The organism is Sphingomonas sp. Leaf198, assembly GCF_001424005.1.
GTDB lineage: Bacteria > Pseudomonadota > Alphaproteobacteria > Sphingomonadales > Sphingomonadaceae > Sphingomonas.
The window spans coordinates 949,661-966,261 of the sequence record NZ_LMPX01000002.1 but is presented as its reverse complement, the minus strand read 5'-3'; the positions used below and the strand labels follow the sequence as shown (position 1 = coordinate 966,261).

The window sequence follows — 16,601 nt, the reverse complement described above, 5'->3', positions numbered from 1 at the left end:
GGGGCGCCTCTCGACCAGGTTTGCCCGGCTCGCCTTCGTGCCCGGCCTGTTGCTCGCGTCGTCGGCGCTTGCGCAGACGGTCGATCCGGCGGTGCGGAGCATGACGCTCGACGAGAAGGCGGCGCAGTTGCAGAGCGTCGCGCCGGCGATCCCGCGGCTGAACCTGCCCGCGTATGATTACTGGAACGAGGGGCTGCACGGGCTCGCGCGCAACGGCGTGGCGACGGTGTTTCCGCAGGCGATCGGCCTCGCCGCGACGTGGGACGAGGCGCTGCTCAGGCGCGTCGGCGATGTCGTGTCGACCGAGGCACGCGCGAAGTCCAACGCGCTGCCGGCTGGGGACCGCGAACGCTATCAGGGGCTGACGATCTGGTCGCCCAACATCAACATCTTCCGCGATCCGCGCTGGGGTCGTGGGCAGGAGACCTATGGCGAGGACCCGTATCTGACGGGGCGGCTCGGCGTCGCGTTCATCGGCGGGTTGCAGGGGCCGGACCTCGCGCACCCGAAGGTCATCGCCACACCCAAGCATCTTGCCGCGCATAGCGGGCCGGAGGCGGGGCGCGACGGGTTCGATGTCGATATCTCGCCGCATGATCGCGAGGCGACGTTCCTGCCTGCGTTCCGGCTTGCGCTGACCGAGGGCAAGGCGCTGTCGACGATGTGCGCGTACAACGCGATCCACGGCGTGCCGGTTTGCGCGTCGGAGCCGTTGCTGACCGAGACGGTGCGGAAGCAATGGGGCTTCAAGGGGCTGATCGTGTCCGACTGCGATGCGGTGGGGAATATCTCGAACTACCATTATTATCGGCCCGATACTGCGAGCGGATCGGCGGCGGCGATTGCCGCTGGGATGGATTTCAACTGTGGGAAGACCTACGCGGCGCTCGGCGATGCGGTGCGGCGGGGGCTGGTGCCCGAGGCGACGCTCGACGCGAGCCTGACGCGGACGTTCGCGGTGCGGCGGATGCTCGGCGGCGCGTTCGGGACCACGAGCCCTTGGGACAGGATCAAGCCGACCGAGTTCGACACGCCGGCGCACCGCGCGCTGGCGCTGGAGGCGGCGCGGAAGGCGATGGTGCTGGTCCAGAACAACGGCGTGCTGCCGCTGAAACCGTCGGCGAAGATTGCGGTGATCGGGCCGAATGCCGACAGCGTCGACGTACTGGAGGCGAATTATCACGGTACCGCCGCGGCGCCGATCACGCCACTGGCGGCGCTGCGCACATCGTTCGGGGGCGTTCGGTATGCGCAAGGATCGAGCATCGCCGAGGGCGTGCCTGTGCCGGTGCCCGACACAGCGCTGTCGCTGCGCGGCGAGTATTTCCGGCGGAGCGATTTCACTGGTACGTCGGTGGTGCGCACCGACCGGCTGATCGACTTCGACTGGGATCGCACTGCGCCTGCGCCGGGGATCGATCCTGCCGCGTTCTCGGTGCGCTGGACCGGCACGATCACCGCGCCGGCCGCGGGTGACTACGTGTTCCGGCTCGACGTGCCGCGCTGTTTCGACTGCAAGGGGCATGATCCGTCGCGGTTGTGGATCGACGGCAAGCCGGTCGCCGATGACGATGGCAGCGGCAAGAACGTCGAGGCGGCTGTGACGCTGGCGTCGGGCCCACATGCGATCCGCGTCGAGCTTGCGCATAGCGGCGAGGACCAGGGGCTGCGGCTGACCTGGACCGCGCCGCCCGATGCGCAGGTCGCCGAGGCGGTTGCGGCCGCCAAGGATGCCGATGCGATCGTCGCGTTCGTCGGGCTGTCGCCTGCGGTCGAGGGTGAGGCGTTGCAGATCGAGGTGGCCGGGTTCTCGGGCGGCGATCGGACCGATATCGGGCTTCCCGCGGCGCAGGTGCGATTGCTCGAAGCGGCGAAGGCGACCGGCAAGCCGCTGGTGGTCGTGCTGATGACCGGGAGCGCGGTGGCGATGACCTGGGCGAAGGCGCATGCCGACGCGATCCTGGTCGGCTGGTATCCGGGGCAGGCTGGCGGGCAGGCGATCGCCGATACGCTGGTTGGCAGGAGCAATCCGGGCGGGCGACTGCCGGTGACGTTCTACGCGAAGACGCGCGATCTGCCCGCGTTCATCGACTACAACATGCGTGAGCGGACGTATCGCTACTTCACGGGCACGCCGCTCTGGGGCTTCGGGCATGGGCTGAGCTATACGCAGTTCGCTTATGCCGCGCCCAAACTCGCGCGCAGCACGATAGCCGCTGGCGAGAGCGTCTCGGTCGAGGTGCCTGTGAAGAACACCGGCAAGGTTGCGGGCGACGAGGTGGTGCAGGCGTATCTCGTGCCGCCCGAGCCAACGGTGAAGCCGCGCTTCAACGATCCCGTCCTCCAGCGCCAGCTCGTCGGGTTCAGCCGCCAGACAGTGAAGCCGGGGCAGACGGCACGCGTGGCATTCACGATCGATCCTCGTGGCATGAGCAGCGTCGATGCGGCGGGAACGCGCCGTGTCGTACCGGGCGAATACCGGCTGCATATCGGTGGCGGCCAGCCGGGCGACGGGCCCGGTGTCGATACCGTCTTCACCGTGACGGGAACGCAGGATTTGCCGAAATGATCGACCGCCGGATGCTGATTGCCGGTGCTGCGGCGCTCGGGCTCGCGGGACCGCTGCGAGCGGCCGCACCGTCGTTCGTCAGCAAGCGCCCGAAGCTTGGCGATCGTCGCTACACCAGCCGCGCGGTAGAGGCGGAGATCGCGCGCGTGTCGGCGAAGATCGCCGATCCCGAACTCGCCTGGATGTTCGGCAATTGCTATCCGAACACGCTCGACACCACCGTGTTCATGGGCGCGGTCGACGGCAAGCCCGATGCGTTCGTCATCACCGGCGATATCGACTGCATGTGGCTGCGCGACAGCTCGGCGCAGGTCCATCCGTATTTGCCGCTGGCGAAGCGCGATCCGGCGTTGCGGATGCTGTTCCGCGGGCTGATCGCGCGGCAGGCGCGGTGCATCCTGATCGATCCGTACGCCAACGCGTTCATGCACGATCCGTCGGCTAAGACGAACCTCAGCTGGTCGCTGACCGACGACACGGTGATGAAGCCGGGCGTCGGCGAGCGGAAATGGGAGGTGGATTCGCTCTGCTACCCGATGTGGATCGCGCACGCGTATTGGCAGGGGACCGGCGATACCGCGCCGTTCGATGCGCTGTGGGCGGACGGTGCGCGTGCGTCGATCCGGACGTTCCGCGAGCAGCAGCGCAAGGACGGGCCGGGGCCGTATCGCTTTCGCCGCTCGTCGCCGATCGTCGGGGAAAGCATGGCGCTCGACGGCTATGGTCCGCCGTCGCGCCCGGTCGGGCTGATCCATTGCGGGTTCCGGCCTTCGGACGATGCGTGCGTGCTCCCGTTCCTGATCCCGTCGAACATCTTCGCGGTTCGTGCGCTGCGTCAGTTGGCGGAACTCGCGACGCGCGCTCGGCCCGATGCGGCGCTGGCGGCGGATGCGACTTCGCTCGCTGACGAGGTCGAGGCGGCGTTGCGGCTGCATGGCATGACCAAGGGTGCGGACGGCCAGCCGGTCTGGGCGTATGAGGTCGACGGCTATGGCAACGCGATCTTCATGGACGACGCCAATGTGCCGAGCCTCTCGGGGCTTGCCTATCTCGGTGCGGTGAAGCCCGACGATCCGCTCTGGCGGCGCACCGCGGCACGCGCGTGGAGCAACGACAACGCGTATTTCTTCACCGGCAAGGCGGCGGAGGGGATCGGCAGTCCGCATACCGGCCTGCGCGAAATCTGGCCGATGTCGATCGTGATGCACGCGCTGAACGCGCTCGAGACCGGCGACGACGCGACCGTCGCGCGGTCGCTCGCCGCGCTGAAGGCGACGCATGGCGGCACCGGGTTCATGCACGAATCCTTCAACCAGGACGATGGCGCCAAGTTCACGCGGTCGTGGTTCGCCTGGGCCAACGGGCTGTTCGGCGAACTGGTCGTCGACATCGCCGCCAAACGTCCCGCCCTTCTCGGAGTCCGCGCATGATCTCCCGCCGTATGCTCCTCGCCGGTAGCGGTGCGCTTGCGCTGACCGCGCGCACGACGTTTGCCGTCAAGCCCCGCACGACCACCGCGCCCGATCTGTTCGTCGGGACCGGCGGCCACGGCCACACCTATCCGGGCGCGACGTTGCCGTTCGGGATGGTGCAGCTCAGCCCCGATACCGACGTCGAGCGCTGGGATGCGTGCTCGGGCTATCACCGCACCGATACGTCGATCATCGGGTTCAGCCACACGCATCTGTCGGGCACCGGGATCGGCGACATGCTCGACGTGCTGGTGGTGCCGACACGCGGTCCGGTGCAATTGACTCCGGGCACGCTCGAAGATCCCGGTGCGGGCTATCGCCAGCGGTTTTCCGATGAGCATGCGGAACCCGGTTACTACCGTGTGGCCCTGGAAACGGGTGTCCGCGCGGAGCTCACCGTGACCGAGCGGACCGGCATTCAGCGTCATGTCTTCCCGCGCGGCGCGGGCCATGTCCTGATCGATATGTCGCATTTGATCCTCGACGAGTCCGACCGCGGCGTGCTGATAGACGAGGCGTCGCTGGCGATCGACGACAGCGGTACGCTGACCGGCAGCCGCCGCGTGTTCCGCTGGGCCAAGGGGCGCCGCATCCACTTCGCGATGCAGGTGTCGCGCAAGCCCGACTGCATCGTCTTCTACGGCGATGGCGACGTCGCGCAGGCGGACGGCGCGCGCGGCGTCGCGGGCAAGCGCGTGAAGGCGGTGCTGCACTATGACGACGCCGGTGCCGCGCCGATCGTGATCCGAACCGGCATATCCGGGGTCGACGTCGCCGGCGCGCGCGCGAACCTGGCCGCCGAGGCCCGGCACTGGGACTTCGACCGGTACCATGCGCAGGCCGCCAAGCGCTGGGCGCCGGCGCTCGCCGCGGTCACCGTCGAGGGCGGGACGCCGGCGCAGCGCACGATCATGGCGAGCGCGCTGTACCATGCGCAGCTTGCGCCGACCTTATTCTCCGATGTCGACGGGCGGTATCTCGGCCTCGACAAACAGGTGCACAGGCTGTCGGGCAAGGATCGCGCGTACAGCACCTATTCGATGTGGGACACGTACCGCGCGCTGCATCCGCTGCTGACGTTGATCGAGCCCAAGCGGACCGCCGAGCTGGTCGGCGACCTGATCCGCCAGACGCAGCAGAGCCGCTATGGCCCGCCCGTCTGGCCGCTCCAGGGGATCGAGACCGGGTGCATGATCGGCTGGCATTCGGTGTCGGTGATGGCCGAGGCCCGCGCGAAGGGTGTGCGCGCCGATTATGCGGCGGCGTGGCCGAACGTGCGTCGGCGTTCGTTCGATTTCACGATGCCGGATCTCGACAACAGCCTCGGGATCGAACCCTATGATACGATCGGCTATGTTCCCGCCGACAAGGTGTTCGAGGGGGTCTCGCGTACGCTCGAATATGCGTATGACGATTACGCCTCGGCGCACCTGGCCGACGCGGCGGGAGCGACCGCCGATGCCGCGCGACTCCGCAAGCGCAGCGGCAATTGGCGGAACGTGTTCGACAGCACGATCAACTTCGCACGACCCAAGCGCGAAGACGGGACATGGATCGAACCGTACGATCCCGTCGCGCTCGGCCATTCCGCGACGTGGCGTGACTATACCGAGAGCAATAGCTGGCAGGCGACGTTCCTCAACCAGCACGACGTCTACGGCCTGATCGCGGCGATGGGCGGCGATGCGAAGTTCGAGGCCAAGCTCGATGCGCTGTTCACCGCGTCGTCGGTCCTGCCGAAGGATGCGCCGCCCGACATCAGCGGGCTGGTCGGGCAATATGCGCACGGCAACGAACCGAGCCATCACGTCGCGTATATGTACGCGTATTGCGGTGCTGCGTGGAAGACGCAGGCCATGGTCCGGCGGCTGCTGACCGAGATGTACAAGGACGCGCCCGATGGCATCATCGGCAACGACGATTGCGGGCAGATGAGCGCGTGGTTCGTCCTGAGCGCGCTCGGGCTGTACCCGGTCGATCCGGTGAGCGCGAATTATGTGCTTGGCTCGCCGCTGTTCGATCGGGCCGAGATGCGCGTCGGCAACGGCAGGACGCTGGTCGTCGAGGCGCGCGGCAATGCGCCCGACCGGCCCTATGTCCAGTCGGTGACGTGGAACCGCAAGCCGTGGACCAGGAGCTGGATCGCGCATGCCGATATCGTCCGCGGCGGGCGGCTCGTGTTCGAGATGAGCGACAAGCCCAACCGTAATTTTGGCCGCGCGCCTGCCGATCGGCCGCCAGCAACCACCGGAGTTTCGCGATGACGTTAGACCTGAACCGCCGCGCGTTGATCGCCGGTACGCTCGCTACCGCTGCGGCTGGCCGGGCCAGTGCGGTGGCCCCGGTCGGTGCGCCCGCCCCGTGGGGCGCGACGCCGAGCGTCCGCCAGCTCGCGTGGCACAAGCGCGAGCGCTACGGCTTCGTCCACTTCACGCTGAACACCTGGACCGACAAGGAATGGGGCTATGGCGACGAAGATCCCAAGCTCTTCAACCCGACCGCGTTCGACCCCGACCAGATCGTCGCGGCGGCGAAAAGCGCGGGCCTGACCGGGCTCGTCCTCACCGCCAAGCATCATGACGGCTTCTGCCTCTGGCCGACCAGGCTCACCGAGCATTGCATCCGCAACAGTCCCTACAAGGGCGGCAAGGGTGATATCGTCCGCGAAATGGGCGACGCGTGCCGGCGTGGTGGGATCTCTTACGGACTGTATCTGTCGCCTTGGGATCGCAACCGCGCCGACTATGGGAAGCCGTCGTACGTCGAGTATTTCCGTGCCCAGCTGACCGATCTCTGCACCAATTACGGCGAGCTCTTCGAAGTCTGGTTCGACGGCGCGAACGGTGGCGACGGCTATTATGGCGGCGCGCGCGAGGCGCGGAAGATCGATGCGCCGAAATATTACAACTGGCCGTCGATCATCGCGCTGGTCCATAAATTGCAGCCGATGGCGTGCACCTTCGATCCGCTCGGTGCGGATATTCGCTGGGTCGGCAACGAGGATGGTCACGCGGGCGATCCGTGCTGGCCGACGATGCCGAACCATCCCTATGTCCAGTCCGAGGGCAATTCGGGCGTGCGCGGGGCGCCGCTCTGGTGGCCGGCGGAGACCAACACGTCGATTCGTCCGGGCTGGTTCTATCATGCCGACGAGGACCTCCAGGTAAAGTCGCCGCAGCGGCTGATGCAGTTCCACGACGAGTCGGTCGGGCGCGGCACCAACATGATGCTCAACCTGCCGCCCGATCGCCGTGGGCTGATCGCGGAGCCCGATCTCGCGTCGCTGAAAGCGTTCGGCGATGCGTTGCGCGCGAGCTTCAAGACCGATCTGGCCAAGGGCGCGGTGGCGAGCGGCCCATCGCGCGGAGCCCGGTTCGCGCCGGCCAATGTGCTCGACGGCAATCGCGACACCTATTGGAGCACGCCCGATGCGGTGAAGACGCCGTCGCTGGTGCTCGACCTGCCGCCGGGGCGCCGGTTCGACCTGATCCGGATCGGCGAGGCGCTCGACCTCGGTGTGCGCGTGACGAAGTTCGCGATCGATGTGGCGGATGCGAAGGGCGCATGGCGCGAGGTCGCGGTGCACGAGTGCATCGGTGCGCAACGGATCATCCGCCTGCCCGAGCCGGTGACCGCGCGGCGCGTGCGGCTGCGGATCGTCGAGGCGCCGGCGTGCCCCGCGATCACCGAGCTGTCGCTGTTCCTGAGCGTCCCGCCGGTCGCGATCGCGGCCTCGCAGGCGACCGGCAACAAGATCATCTCGAAGACCGGGTGGACGATCGTCAGCGCGATCCAGCACAGTCTGGCGATGAAGGCGGGCAAGCCGGATTTCGCGGCCGAGAAATCGTTGGCAGGTGTGGTGAAGCCCGGATTGTCCGGGGCGGAGGCGGTGCTCGACGACGATCTGGCCACCGTTTGGACGACGCCGGCGCCGACCCCGACGAGCATTGTGATGCTGATGATCGACATGGGCAAGGCGGAGCAGGTCGCCGGGTTCAGCCTGACGCCGACGCGGCAGGCGCTGCCCGACGCAGGACCGCCGGGGCGTTACAGCGTCGAGACGAGCGAGGACGGCAGGACCTGGACGCCGGCGGACGAGGGCGAGTTCGGCAACATCGCCTACGCCCGGGCGACGCAGCGCATCACCTTCGCGAAGGCTCGGCAGGCGCGGTACCTGATGCTGGGGTTCACGACGGTGGCGACCGCGCAGCCGAAGATGGCGATTGCAGGCATCGGGGCGTTCCGGCCGTAAGACGGGGCGACTAAAAGATAGGCCCCACCCCGGCGAAGGCCGGGGCCCAATGGGGGACGGTGATAACGGCGGGCTGTGCTTCGTCATGTCGACCTTGCCGATTGGGCGCCGGCTTTTGCCGGGGTGGGCATACTCGATCGAGAGACACCTCCCGCCGTCAACCTGAACCTGTTCCGGGGTGACGTGGGACTGGGTAGTTTTTCCCTAACCCCGTCATCCTGACGAAAGTCAGGATCCAGAGCCAAAAGCGTGCCGACCATTACTCTGGATCCTGACTTTCGTCAGGATGACGGGATCTCGTCAGGATGACGGGGTTTCGGGATGACGGGCTTGCAGGGTGGTGGCCGTCTCATCGCCGGGGGCTGGGCTAGCCGGCTCCGATCGGGCATGGCCTCCCGCGACACTGTGGGTGAGCGTACAGATGGACGAGAAAGCAACTATCGCGCGGATCGCGGGGCCCGAGGATCATGTCGTCGTGGTCGGCGGCGGCTTTTCGGGCGCGTTGTTCGCGGTCAATCTGATGCGGCACGCGGGGCCGCGCGTCACGCTCATTGAGCGGCGCGACCGGCAGCTCGCGCGCGGCGTCGCGTATAGCGCGGCGCATCCCGACCACCTGCTCAACGTCCGCGCGGGCAACATGAGTGCGCTCCCCGACGATCCCGATCACTTCGTCCGCTGGCTCGACGCGCATGGCAAGGGCGACCGCAAGACCTTCGTCCCGCGCACGACCTATGGCGCGTATCTGCGCGAACTGCTCGACGCGGCGATCGCGGAATCGGACGGCCGGCTGGTGCATGTCGAAGGCGAGGTCTGCGCGATCGAGCCGGTCGCAGGAGACGGCGTGACGCTCAAAATGGCGGACGGGCGGACGATCGCCGCCGATACCGCGGTGCTCGCGCTCGGCAACCTGCCGCCGCACACCCCGCCGGGTCTGAAGCCCGACACACTGCCCGCAGGCGTGTATTGCGCCGATCCGTGGGCGGCCGATCTCGCGGAAGGACTGGGCGCGGATGACACGGTCGTGCTGGTCGGGACCGGGCTGACCGCGATCGACGCGGCGTTGCTGCTCGATGCCCAGGGGTTCGCGGGCCAGATCCTCGCCATGTCGCGTCGCGGTCTGTCGCCGCGCCGCCACGTCGACGGCGCGCCCGCGCATCGCGGTGTCGCCGACAAGCCGCAGGGCGGGCTCACCGATCTCGTCCGTCACGTCCGCGCGCGCGCCGCGGAGGAAGGCTGGCGCTGCGCGGTCGACGAGCTTCGCCCGGTGACACAGATGCTGTGGTCCGCCGCATCGCAGGAGGTGCGCGGCCGCTTCCTGCGTCATCTCCGCCCCTATTGGGACGTCCATCGCCACCGCCTCGCGCCGCGTGTCGCCGAGCGCGTCGAGGCACTCGTCGCCAGTGGGCAACTGAAATTCGCGGCCGGCAAGATCGTCTCCGCCGACGCCGATGGTACCGGCGCGAAACTGACCTGGCGACCGCGCGGCACGACCGAACCCGTCGTCACGCACGCCGCGCGGATCGTCAATTGCACCGGTCCGCAAGGCGACCTGTTGCGCTCGGAGGAACCGCTCGTGAAGCATCTGCTCGCGGCGGGTGCGATCAGGCCGGATCCGCTCCGGCTCGGCGTCGACGTCGATGCACAGTCGCGCGCGATTCGGCGCGATGGCACGCCCGACGACCGCATCCACTGCATCGGACCGATGACCCGTGGCGGGCTGTGGGAAGTCGTCGCGGTGCCCGATATCCGCGTCCAGAGCTGGGATCTCGCGCGGCGCCTGTCGAACGCGCAATGGGTCGGCGGCGAGGGGCTCTGAGCGTCTGAGGCCTTCGGTGGAACTCCGGGGCGGGGCAGGCTGCGCCTCAACCACGGCCTGTCGACGCGCGCGCGCACCCGCTATATGTTACCGCGTCGCAACATGATGATTTTCAAGGGAGCCACGGCATGATCGGTCGACGCGAAGTGATGACCGCGCTGGGTCTGTTGGGGTTCGCCCCGCAGGCGGCCGCCGCGATGGCGCGCACCGCCACGGGCAAGACCGAGCCGTTCTCTTGGGAGGCGCTGCAGGCGCGCGCCGCGACGCTCGCCACCAAGCCGTATCAGGCCCCCGCCAAGGTCGCCGCCGCCGCCGCGATCGATTACGACAAGGTCGGCAGTATCCGGTTCCGCGCCGACAAGACGCTCGCCGGCGGCATCCGCCTGTTCCCGCTCGGCCGCTATGCGCCGATGCCGGTCGCGATCAACGTGGTCGAAGGGGGGCAAGCGCAGCGCATCGAGTTCTCGCGCGCGTTGTTCGAGGCCGAAGAAGGCCACGCCGCCGCGCTCGGCATCGCCGGGTTCCGCGCGATGGCACCGGGCGGGACCAGCGACTGGATGGCGTTCCAGGGCGCGTCCTATTTCCGCACCGCCGGCGCGCAGGACCAATATGGCCTGTCCGCGCGCGGGCTAGCGATCAATACCGGGCTGCCCGGTCGCGAGGAATTCCCCGACTTCACCGAATTCTGGATCGAGCGGACCGGCGCGGACGCATACACGATCTACGCGCTGATGGACGGCGCGAGCGTCACCGGCGCGTACCGCATCCAGTCGCGCCACGTTGCGGGTGCGGGCGTCGAGCAGCAGGTCTCGTCCGTGCTCAACGTGCGCCGCGACATCGAACGGCTCGGCATCGCGCCTGCTACCAGCATGTTCTGGTACGGCGAAGGCAATCGCGCCGCGGCGGTCGACTGGCGTCCCGAGATCCACGATTCGGACGGTCTTGCGCTGCTCACCGGCGCGGGCGAGCGTATTTGGCGGCCGCTCAACAACCCGCCGCACGATACGCTGGACAGCTTCGCGGACCAGGCACCGAAGGGGTTCGGCCTGATCCAGCGCGACCGGAACTTCGATCACTACCAGGATGACGGCGCGTTCTACGATCGTCGCCCGAACCTGTGGGTCCAGCCGCAGGGCGACTGGGGCAAGGGTGCGGTGATGCTGTATGCGTTCCCGACCAACAGCGAGACGGTGGATAACGTCGTCTCGTTCTGGACCCCCGCCTCGCCTGCGAAAGCGGGGCAGCGGTTGCAGTTCGATTACTCGCTGTCCTGGAAATCCACCGATCCGACCGCGGTGGCGAGCGCGGCGCATGTCGTCGACTGCTGGCAGGGCGTCGCGGGCAGGCCAGGCGCGGAGCCGGTGAAGGGCGCGCGCAAACTGGTTGTGGATTTCGTCGGAACCGGTCTGGCCGGGCTCGATCGGCAGAGCGGCGTGACGGCAAAGATCGATGTCGTCCGTGGGAAGGTGCTCGCCAACGCGGCCTATCCGGTGGTCGGCCAGAAGAATCGCTGGCGCGTCACTGCCGACGTGGCCCCCGACGCGCAAGGACCCGCCGACGTCAGGCTGTTCCTTACGCGGGGTGGTCGTGCGCTCAGTGAAACCGTCCTGACGCCGATCTTCTGATGACCGTGCTTCCCGCCGTGATGCCCCCCATGATGCCGGGCGAAACGCCGATCGAGATGCTCCCGCAGCGTTTCGACGGGCCGCCGCCACCCTGGTCCGCACCCGAGCCCGGGCCGGGGATGGTCGTGTCGTCGGACGACATGCTCGCGCGCCGGATCATCCTCGTGCTGATGACCGGCCTGCTGGCGACCGCGGCGTCGTCGGCGGTGCAGGAATCGCTGCTCGCGGATGGGCTGAGCTTCTGGGATGTGGCGCTGCTGGCGCTGTTCTTCCCGCTGTTCGCGTGGATTTCGTTCGGATTCATGAACGCCGCGATCGGCTTCGTGCTGTTGATGACCGGCGGGCATCCGGGGTTCGTTCCGACGCCGCGCCAGTCCGAACCGCTCGAGGGTCGCACCGCGATTCTGATGCCGGTCCACAACGAGGACATCGATGCAGTGTTCGAGCGGATCGCCTGGATGGCGCGCGCGATCGCCGCCGGCGGTGTCGCCGACCGGTTCGATATCTTCATCCTGAGCGATTCCGGCGAAGCGGCGGAGGCGGCCGAGGTGGCCGCTTGGCAAAGGCTCGCACCTACGCTCGACTGCGCGCTCTATTACCGGCGCCGGACCGTGAACGTGGGGCGCAAACCCGGCAACGTCGCGGAGTGGATCCGGCGGTTCGGCGGCGGCTATCGCTACATGCTGATGCTCGACGCGGACAGCCTGATGGGCGGCAACACGATCATCGGCATGGCGCAGGTGCTCGAACGGCGGCCGGCGGTGGCGCTGCTCCAGACCGTGCCGGCGGTGATCAATGGCGTGACGTTCTTCCAGCGCTGGATGCAGTTCGCGAGCCGTTTGTACGGCCCGATTTCCACCGCGGGGCTGGTCTGGTGGTCGGGCTCGGAAGCGACCTTCTGGGGGCATAATGCGCTGATTCGGATCGAGGCGTTCGCATCGAGTTGCGGACTACCCGACCTGCCAGGGCGCGCGCCGTTCGGCGGCGTCATTATGAGCCACGACATGGTCGAGGCGGCGCTGCTCCGCAGGCGCGGCTGGCGCGTCCACATGCTGATGACCGAGGAGACGTTCGAGGAATATCCGCCGACGCTGATCGACGCGGCGGTGCGCGACCGGCGCTGGGCGCAGGGGAATATCCAGCATCTCAGCCTGCTGACGTCGTCGGGGTTCCACTGGGTCAGCCGGCTGCAATTGCTGATGGGGGCGTCGGCGTTCATCACCTCGCCAGTATGGCTGCTGATGATCGCGACGAGCGTGGTGCAGGCGCTGATCGGCGAGCGCAACATCGTCGAGGCGCAGACCTCGCTGCAGGTGCTGTTCGTCACGCTGTTGCTGCTGTTCGGGCCGAAGCTGTTGAGCGTGATCTGGGCGATCTCGAATGCGGAGCGTCGCGAGGGGTTCGGCGGGCGGCGCGGGATCGTGCGGTCGGTGCTGGTCGACGTGCCGTTCTCGATGCTGTCCGCGCCAGTGATCGCGTTAACGCAGACGATGGATCTCGCGGGGATCCTGATGGGGCGGAAGTCCGGTTGGGCGCCGCAGAACCGCGATGCGCACGAACTGTCGCTGGCAGACGTGATGCCGCGCTATCGCTGGCATGTCGGGGTGGGGGTGGCACTGTTGCTAGTGACGCCGTTCGCGCCAATCACTGCGGCGTGGCTCGCGCCGGTGACGCTGGGGCTGTTGCTCAGTCCGTTCCTGACGATGCTGACGGCGAGCGAGAAGGCGGGGCGGTGGGCGCTGTCGCACGGGATGTTCGTAGAGCCGGGCGAGCATGTCTCGGTGTTGTCGCGGCCTTCGCTGCCGGCGCATAGCGGCTAACCTCCGCACTTCGTCAGGATGACGAAGTAGGCGTCAGGACGCGGGGAGGGCCTTGTGCCCGCTCAGCTCCGCCCCCGCATCCACCGCGAACCGGCGGTTCCAGATTGTTGCCGACGCCGACACCGCGGTAACCACCAGGAACGCCAGCGTGAAGTCCGTCAGCGCCGGCCGGGTCGCGCCCGTTCCCAGCATCCCGACATGCAGCGACGCTGCGCCGACGCAGATGCCGAGCGACAGCATAAGTTGCTGGAACGTCGCGTAGAAGCTGGTCGCGCTGCTCATCCGCGACGAGGGGATCTCGTCATACGCGATCGTGTTGTACGCCGAGAACTGGAACGACATGAAGAAGCCCGAGATCATCAGCACGCCGAATATCACAGGTATCGGCCAGTCGGGGCGGAACAGGCCGGCGACCGCGTAGCCCGAACTCGCGCAGAGTCCGCCGACGATCAGGCTGTTGCGAAACCCGAAGCGTCTGAGCACGCGTGGGGCCAGGCTCTTCATCATCAACGAACCGATCGCGCCGGCAATCGTGATCGCGCCGCTCGCCGCGGCGGTCATCCCGAAGCCCAATTGGAGCATCATCGGCAGCAGGAACGGCTGCGCGCCCTGCGTGATGCGGGTCAGCGATCCGCCGATCACCGACAGCCGGAAGGTCGGGATCCGCATCAGCGACAGATCGAGGATCGGATCGCTGCGGTGTTTCGCGTGGCGGATATACGCCACGCCCGCGACCAGCCCGACCGCGATCAGCACGACGGCGCGCGACAATTCGCCGGTGCGGCTGGTCATCTCGAACCCGAACAACAGGCAGCCGAGCGAAACCCCTGACAGGATGAAGCCGGGCACGTCGAAGCGCGCCGGCTTGTCCTCGCGGACCTCGCCGATGAAGCGTGTGACAAGGACCACACCGAGCAGGCCGATCGGCACGTTGAGGTAGAAGATCCAGCGCCAGTCAAGATAGGTGACGATCGCGCCGCCGACCGGGGGGCCCAGGATCGGACCGATCAGCGCGGGCATGATCAGCCACGACATCGCCTGGACCATGTCCTCCTTGGCGACGCTGCGCAGCAGGACGAGGCGGCCGATCGGGATCATCATCGCGCCGCCGAGCCCTTGCAGGAAACGCGCGAACATCATGAACGGCAGGCTGGTCGCCTGGCCACACAGCATCGATCCGCCGACGAAGATGAGGATCGCCGCGCGGAAGATCGTGCGCGAGCCGAACCGGTCCGCGAGGCGCCCGCTAGCGGGGATGAAGATCGCGAGCGCCAGCAGGTACGACGTCAGCGCCGAACTCATGCTGGTCGCGGGCACGCCGAAATCACGCGCCATCGTCGGCAGCGCGGTCGCGAGCACGGTCGAGTCCATCTGCTCCATGAACAGCGCGCACGCGATGATCAGGGCGGTGACGCGGTAATTGCTCGGCGTGTGCGGCAACGCGTCGGGGTCCTTGGCGACGCGCGCGATGGTGTCTGCGGCGGGCATGATGCCGTCGCGGATCTCGCTGTTGATCGAGGCGAGCCCGCGCCGTCGGAGCCTCATGCCTGCCACCCCCCGCCCAGTGCCTTGAAGACGTCGACCTGGCGATCGACCAGCAGCGCGTCCGATGCCGCGAGGTTCGCCTGTGCGGTAGTCAGCGCGGCCTGCGCGGTCAGCAGCGAGAGGAAGTCGGTGCGGCCGAAGCGGTACAGCGTCCCGGCTTGGTCCGCGGCGCGTGCGGCGCTGGACTGGGCGCGGCGCAGGGCTGCGTTGCGGTCGCCTTCGCGGGCATAGGCGGAGAGTGCGGTCTCGGTCTGACGGAGCGCCTCGAGTGTGGTCGAATCGAACTGCGCGAGCGCCTGATCCGCGCTGGCGCCCGCCTGGGCGATCTGCGCGCGGATGACCGGGCGGTTGGGGAAGCTCCAGCTGATCAGCGGTCCCAGCCCGAGATGGAATGCGTTGGTCGAGCCGAGCGACGACACCGGACCGGTAAAGCCGGCCGAGCCGCCGAGGCTGACCTGCGGATAGAGGTTGGCCGTCGCCACGCCGATTCGCGCGGTCGCGGCGGCGAGCGCGCGTTCAGCCTGCCGGATATCGGGGCGGCGGAGGATTAAGGCGCTGCCGTCGCCGATCGGCAGCGGCCGGGTGAGCGCGGGCGGCTCGGCGCAGGTCGCGACGTCCTGGGGATAGTCGGCGGGCGAGCGGCCCATCAGCGTGGCTAGCCGGTACAGCGCGGCGGTGCGCGTCGCGACCTGCGACGGGATCAGCGCCTCGCTCTGGTCGACCGCGGTGCGCGCGCGAGTCACGTCGAATGCGGTGCCGCGACCGCCGCGTTGCAGGCGCTGCGTGACGTTGAGCGTCTGGCGTTGCAGCGCGAGGATACGGTTGTTCGCGGCGAGCACCATGTTGGCGGTGCAGGCGGTGGCATAGCTGCGCGCGGTTTCGGCAGCGACGGTCACGCGGACGTTGTCGCGCGCGGAGGCGACCGCCTCGGCATCGCCTTGTGCCGCCTCGATCGCGCGGCGGATCCGGCCCGAAAGGTCGAGCGGATAGGCGAGCGTGATGCCGAGATTGTAGTCGAGCGTGCCGGGCAGGTTGCCGCCGGTCGTGTAGGGGCGGTCGAGCGAGGCGCCGCCGCCGAGCACGGTCGACAGCGTTCGGCCAGCGGCGACTTCGGCGACGACCGCATCGGCGCGGCGCAGGTTGGCGTCGGCGGCGCGGAGATCGGTGTTGGCGGCGAGCGCTTCGGTGACGAAGCCGTCGAGGCGGGCGTCGCCGTAGAGCTGCCACCAGTGATCGGGGAGCGGGGTGTCGGCGAACGCCTTCTCGTTGCCGCTGTCGAAATTGCCTTGGGCGGAGTGGCGGTTGACGACGGCAGACTCGGGGAGGGCGTAGTTCGGGCCGGCGGTCGTGCAGGCGGCGAGGGCGAGTGAGGCGATGACCGTTGCGAGACCGCCGCGACTGACGTGCTTAGTGCCCCCTCTTCCGTCATCCTGATGAAAGTCAGGATCCAGAGCCACGCAGGACATCGCTTGTAACCCTGGGTCCTGACTTTCGTCAGGATG

The 16,601-nt window shown here is 68.1% G+C and carries 9 protein-coding genes; 7 read left to right on the top strand and 2 right to left on the bottom strand.

Annotated features, from left to right (window positions below; all coding sequences use genetic code 11):
- Positions 1-37 precede the first annotated feature (37 nt).
- From ASG20_RS11480 to mdoH, 7 genes are all read left to right on the top strand, one after another.
- Positions 38-2,569 carry a glycoside hydrolase family 3 C-terminal domain-containing protein gene (locus ASG20_RS11480; protein WP_330218671.1) on the top strand — a complete coding sequence of 844 codons (2,532 nt, stop codon included), beginning with the start codon at positions 38-40 and terminating at the stop codon, positions 2,567-2,569.
- Positions 2,566-3,999 carry a glycoside hydrolase family 125 protein gene (locus ASG20_RS11475; RefSeq protein WP_056052192.1) on the top strand — a complete coding sequence of 478 codons (1,434 nt, stop codon included), beginning with the start codon at positions 2,566-2,568 and terminating at the stop codon, positions 3,997-3,999. The genes ASG20_RS11480 and ASG20_RS11475 overlap by 4 nt, the downstream gene beginning before the upstream one ends.
- On the top strand, positions 3,996-6,305 hold the full coding sequence (locus ASG20_RS11470; protein WP_056052190.1) for a GH92 family glycosyl hydrolase: 2,310 nt from the start codon (positions 3,996-3,998) through the stop codon (positions 6,303-6,305). The genes ASG20_RS11475 and ASG20_RS11470 overlap by 4 nt, the downstream gene beginning before the upstream one ends.
- A complete protein-coding gene (locus ASG20_RS11465) occupies positions 6,302-8,293 on the top strand; it encodes an alpha-L-fucosidase (protein ID WP_056052187.1) in 1,992 nt (663 codons plus the stop codon). Before ASG20_RS11470 ends, ASG20_RS11465 begins: the two co-directional genes overlap by 4 nt.
- A 421-nt stretch (positions 8,294-8,714) precedes the next feature.
- Positions 8,715-10,109, top strand: a complete 1,395-nt coding sequence (locus ASG20_RS11460) for an FAD/NAD(P)-binding protein (protein WP_056052184.1) — start codon at positions 8,715-8,717, stop codon at positions 10,107-10,109.
- 128 nt (positions 10,110-10,237) lie between these two features.
- Positions 10,238-11,734 carry a glucan biosynthesis protein gene (locus ASG20_RS11455; RefSeq protein WP_056052181.1) on the top strand — a complete coding sequence of 499 codons (1,497 nt, stop codon included), beginning with the start codon at positions 10,238-10,240 and terminating at the stop codon, positions 11,732-11,734.
- Entirely contained in the window at positions 11,734-13,554 is a 1,821-nt protein-coding gene (mdoH, locus tag ASG20_RS11450; protein WP_231420223.1) for a glucans biosynthesis glucosyltransferase MdoH, read from the top strand. Before ASG20_RS11455 ends, mdoH begins: the two co-directional genes overlap by 1 nt.
- 33 nt (positions 13,555-13,587) lie before the next feature.
- Here mdoH and ASG20_RS11445 read toward each other — a convergent pair whose 3' ends face one another.
- On the bottom strand, positions 13,588-15,099 hold the full coding sequence (locus tag ASG20_RS11445) for a DHA2 family efflux MFS transporter permease subunit (protein WP_156364250.1): 1,512 nt from the start codon (positions 15,097-15,099) through the stop codon (positions 13,588-13,590).
- On the bottom strand, positions 15,096-16,475 hold the full coding sequence (locus ASG20_RS11440; protein WP_056053092.1) for an efflux transporter outer membrane subunit: 1,380 nt from the start codon (positions 16,473-16,475) through the stop codon (positions 15,096-15,098). Before ASG20_RS11440 ends, ASG20_RS11445 begins: the two co-directional genes overlap by 4 nt.
- Positions 16,476-16,601 lie beyond the last annotated feature (126 nt).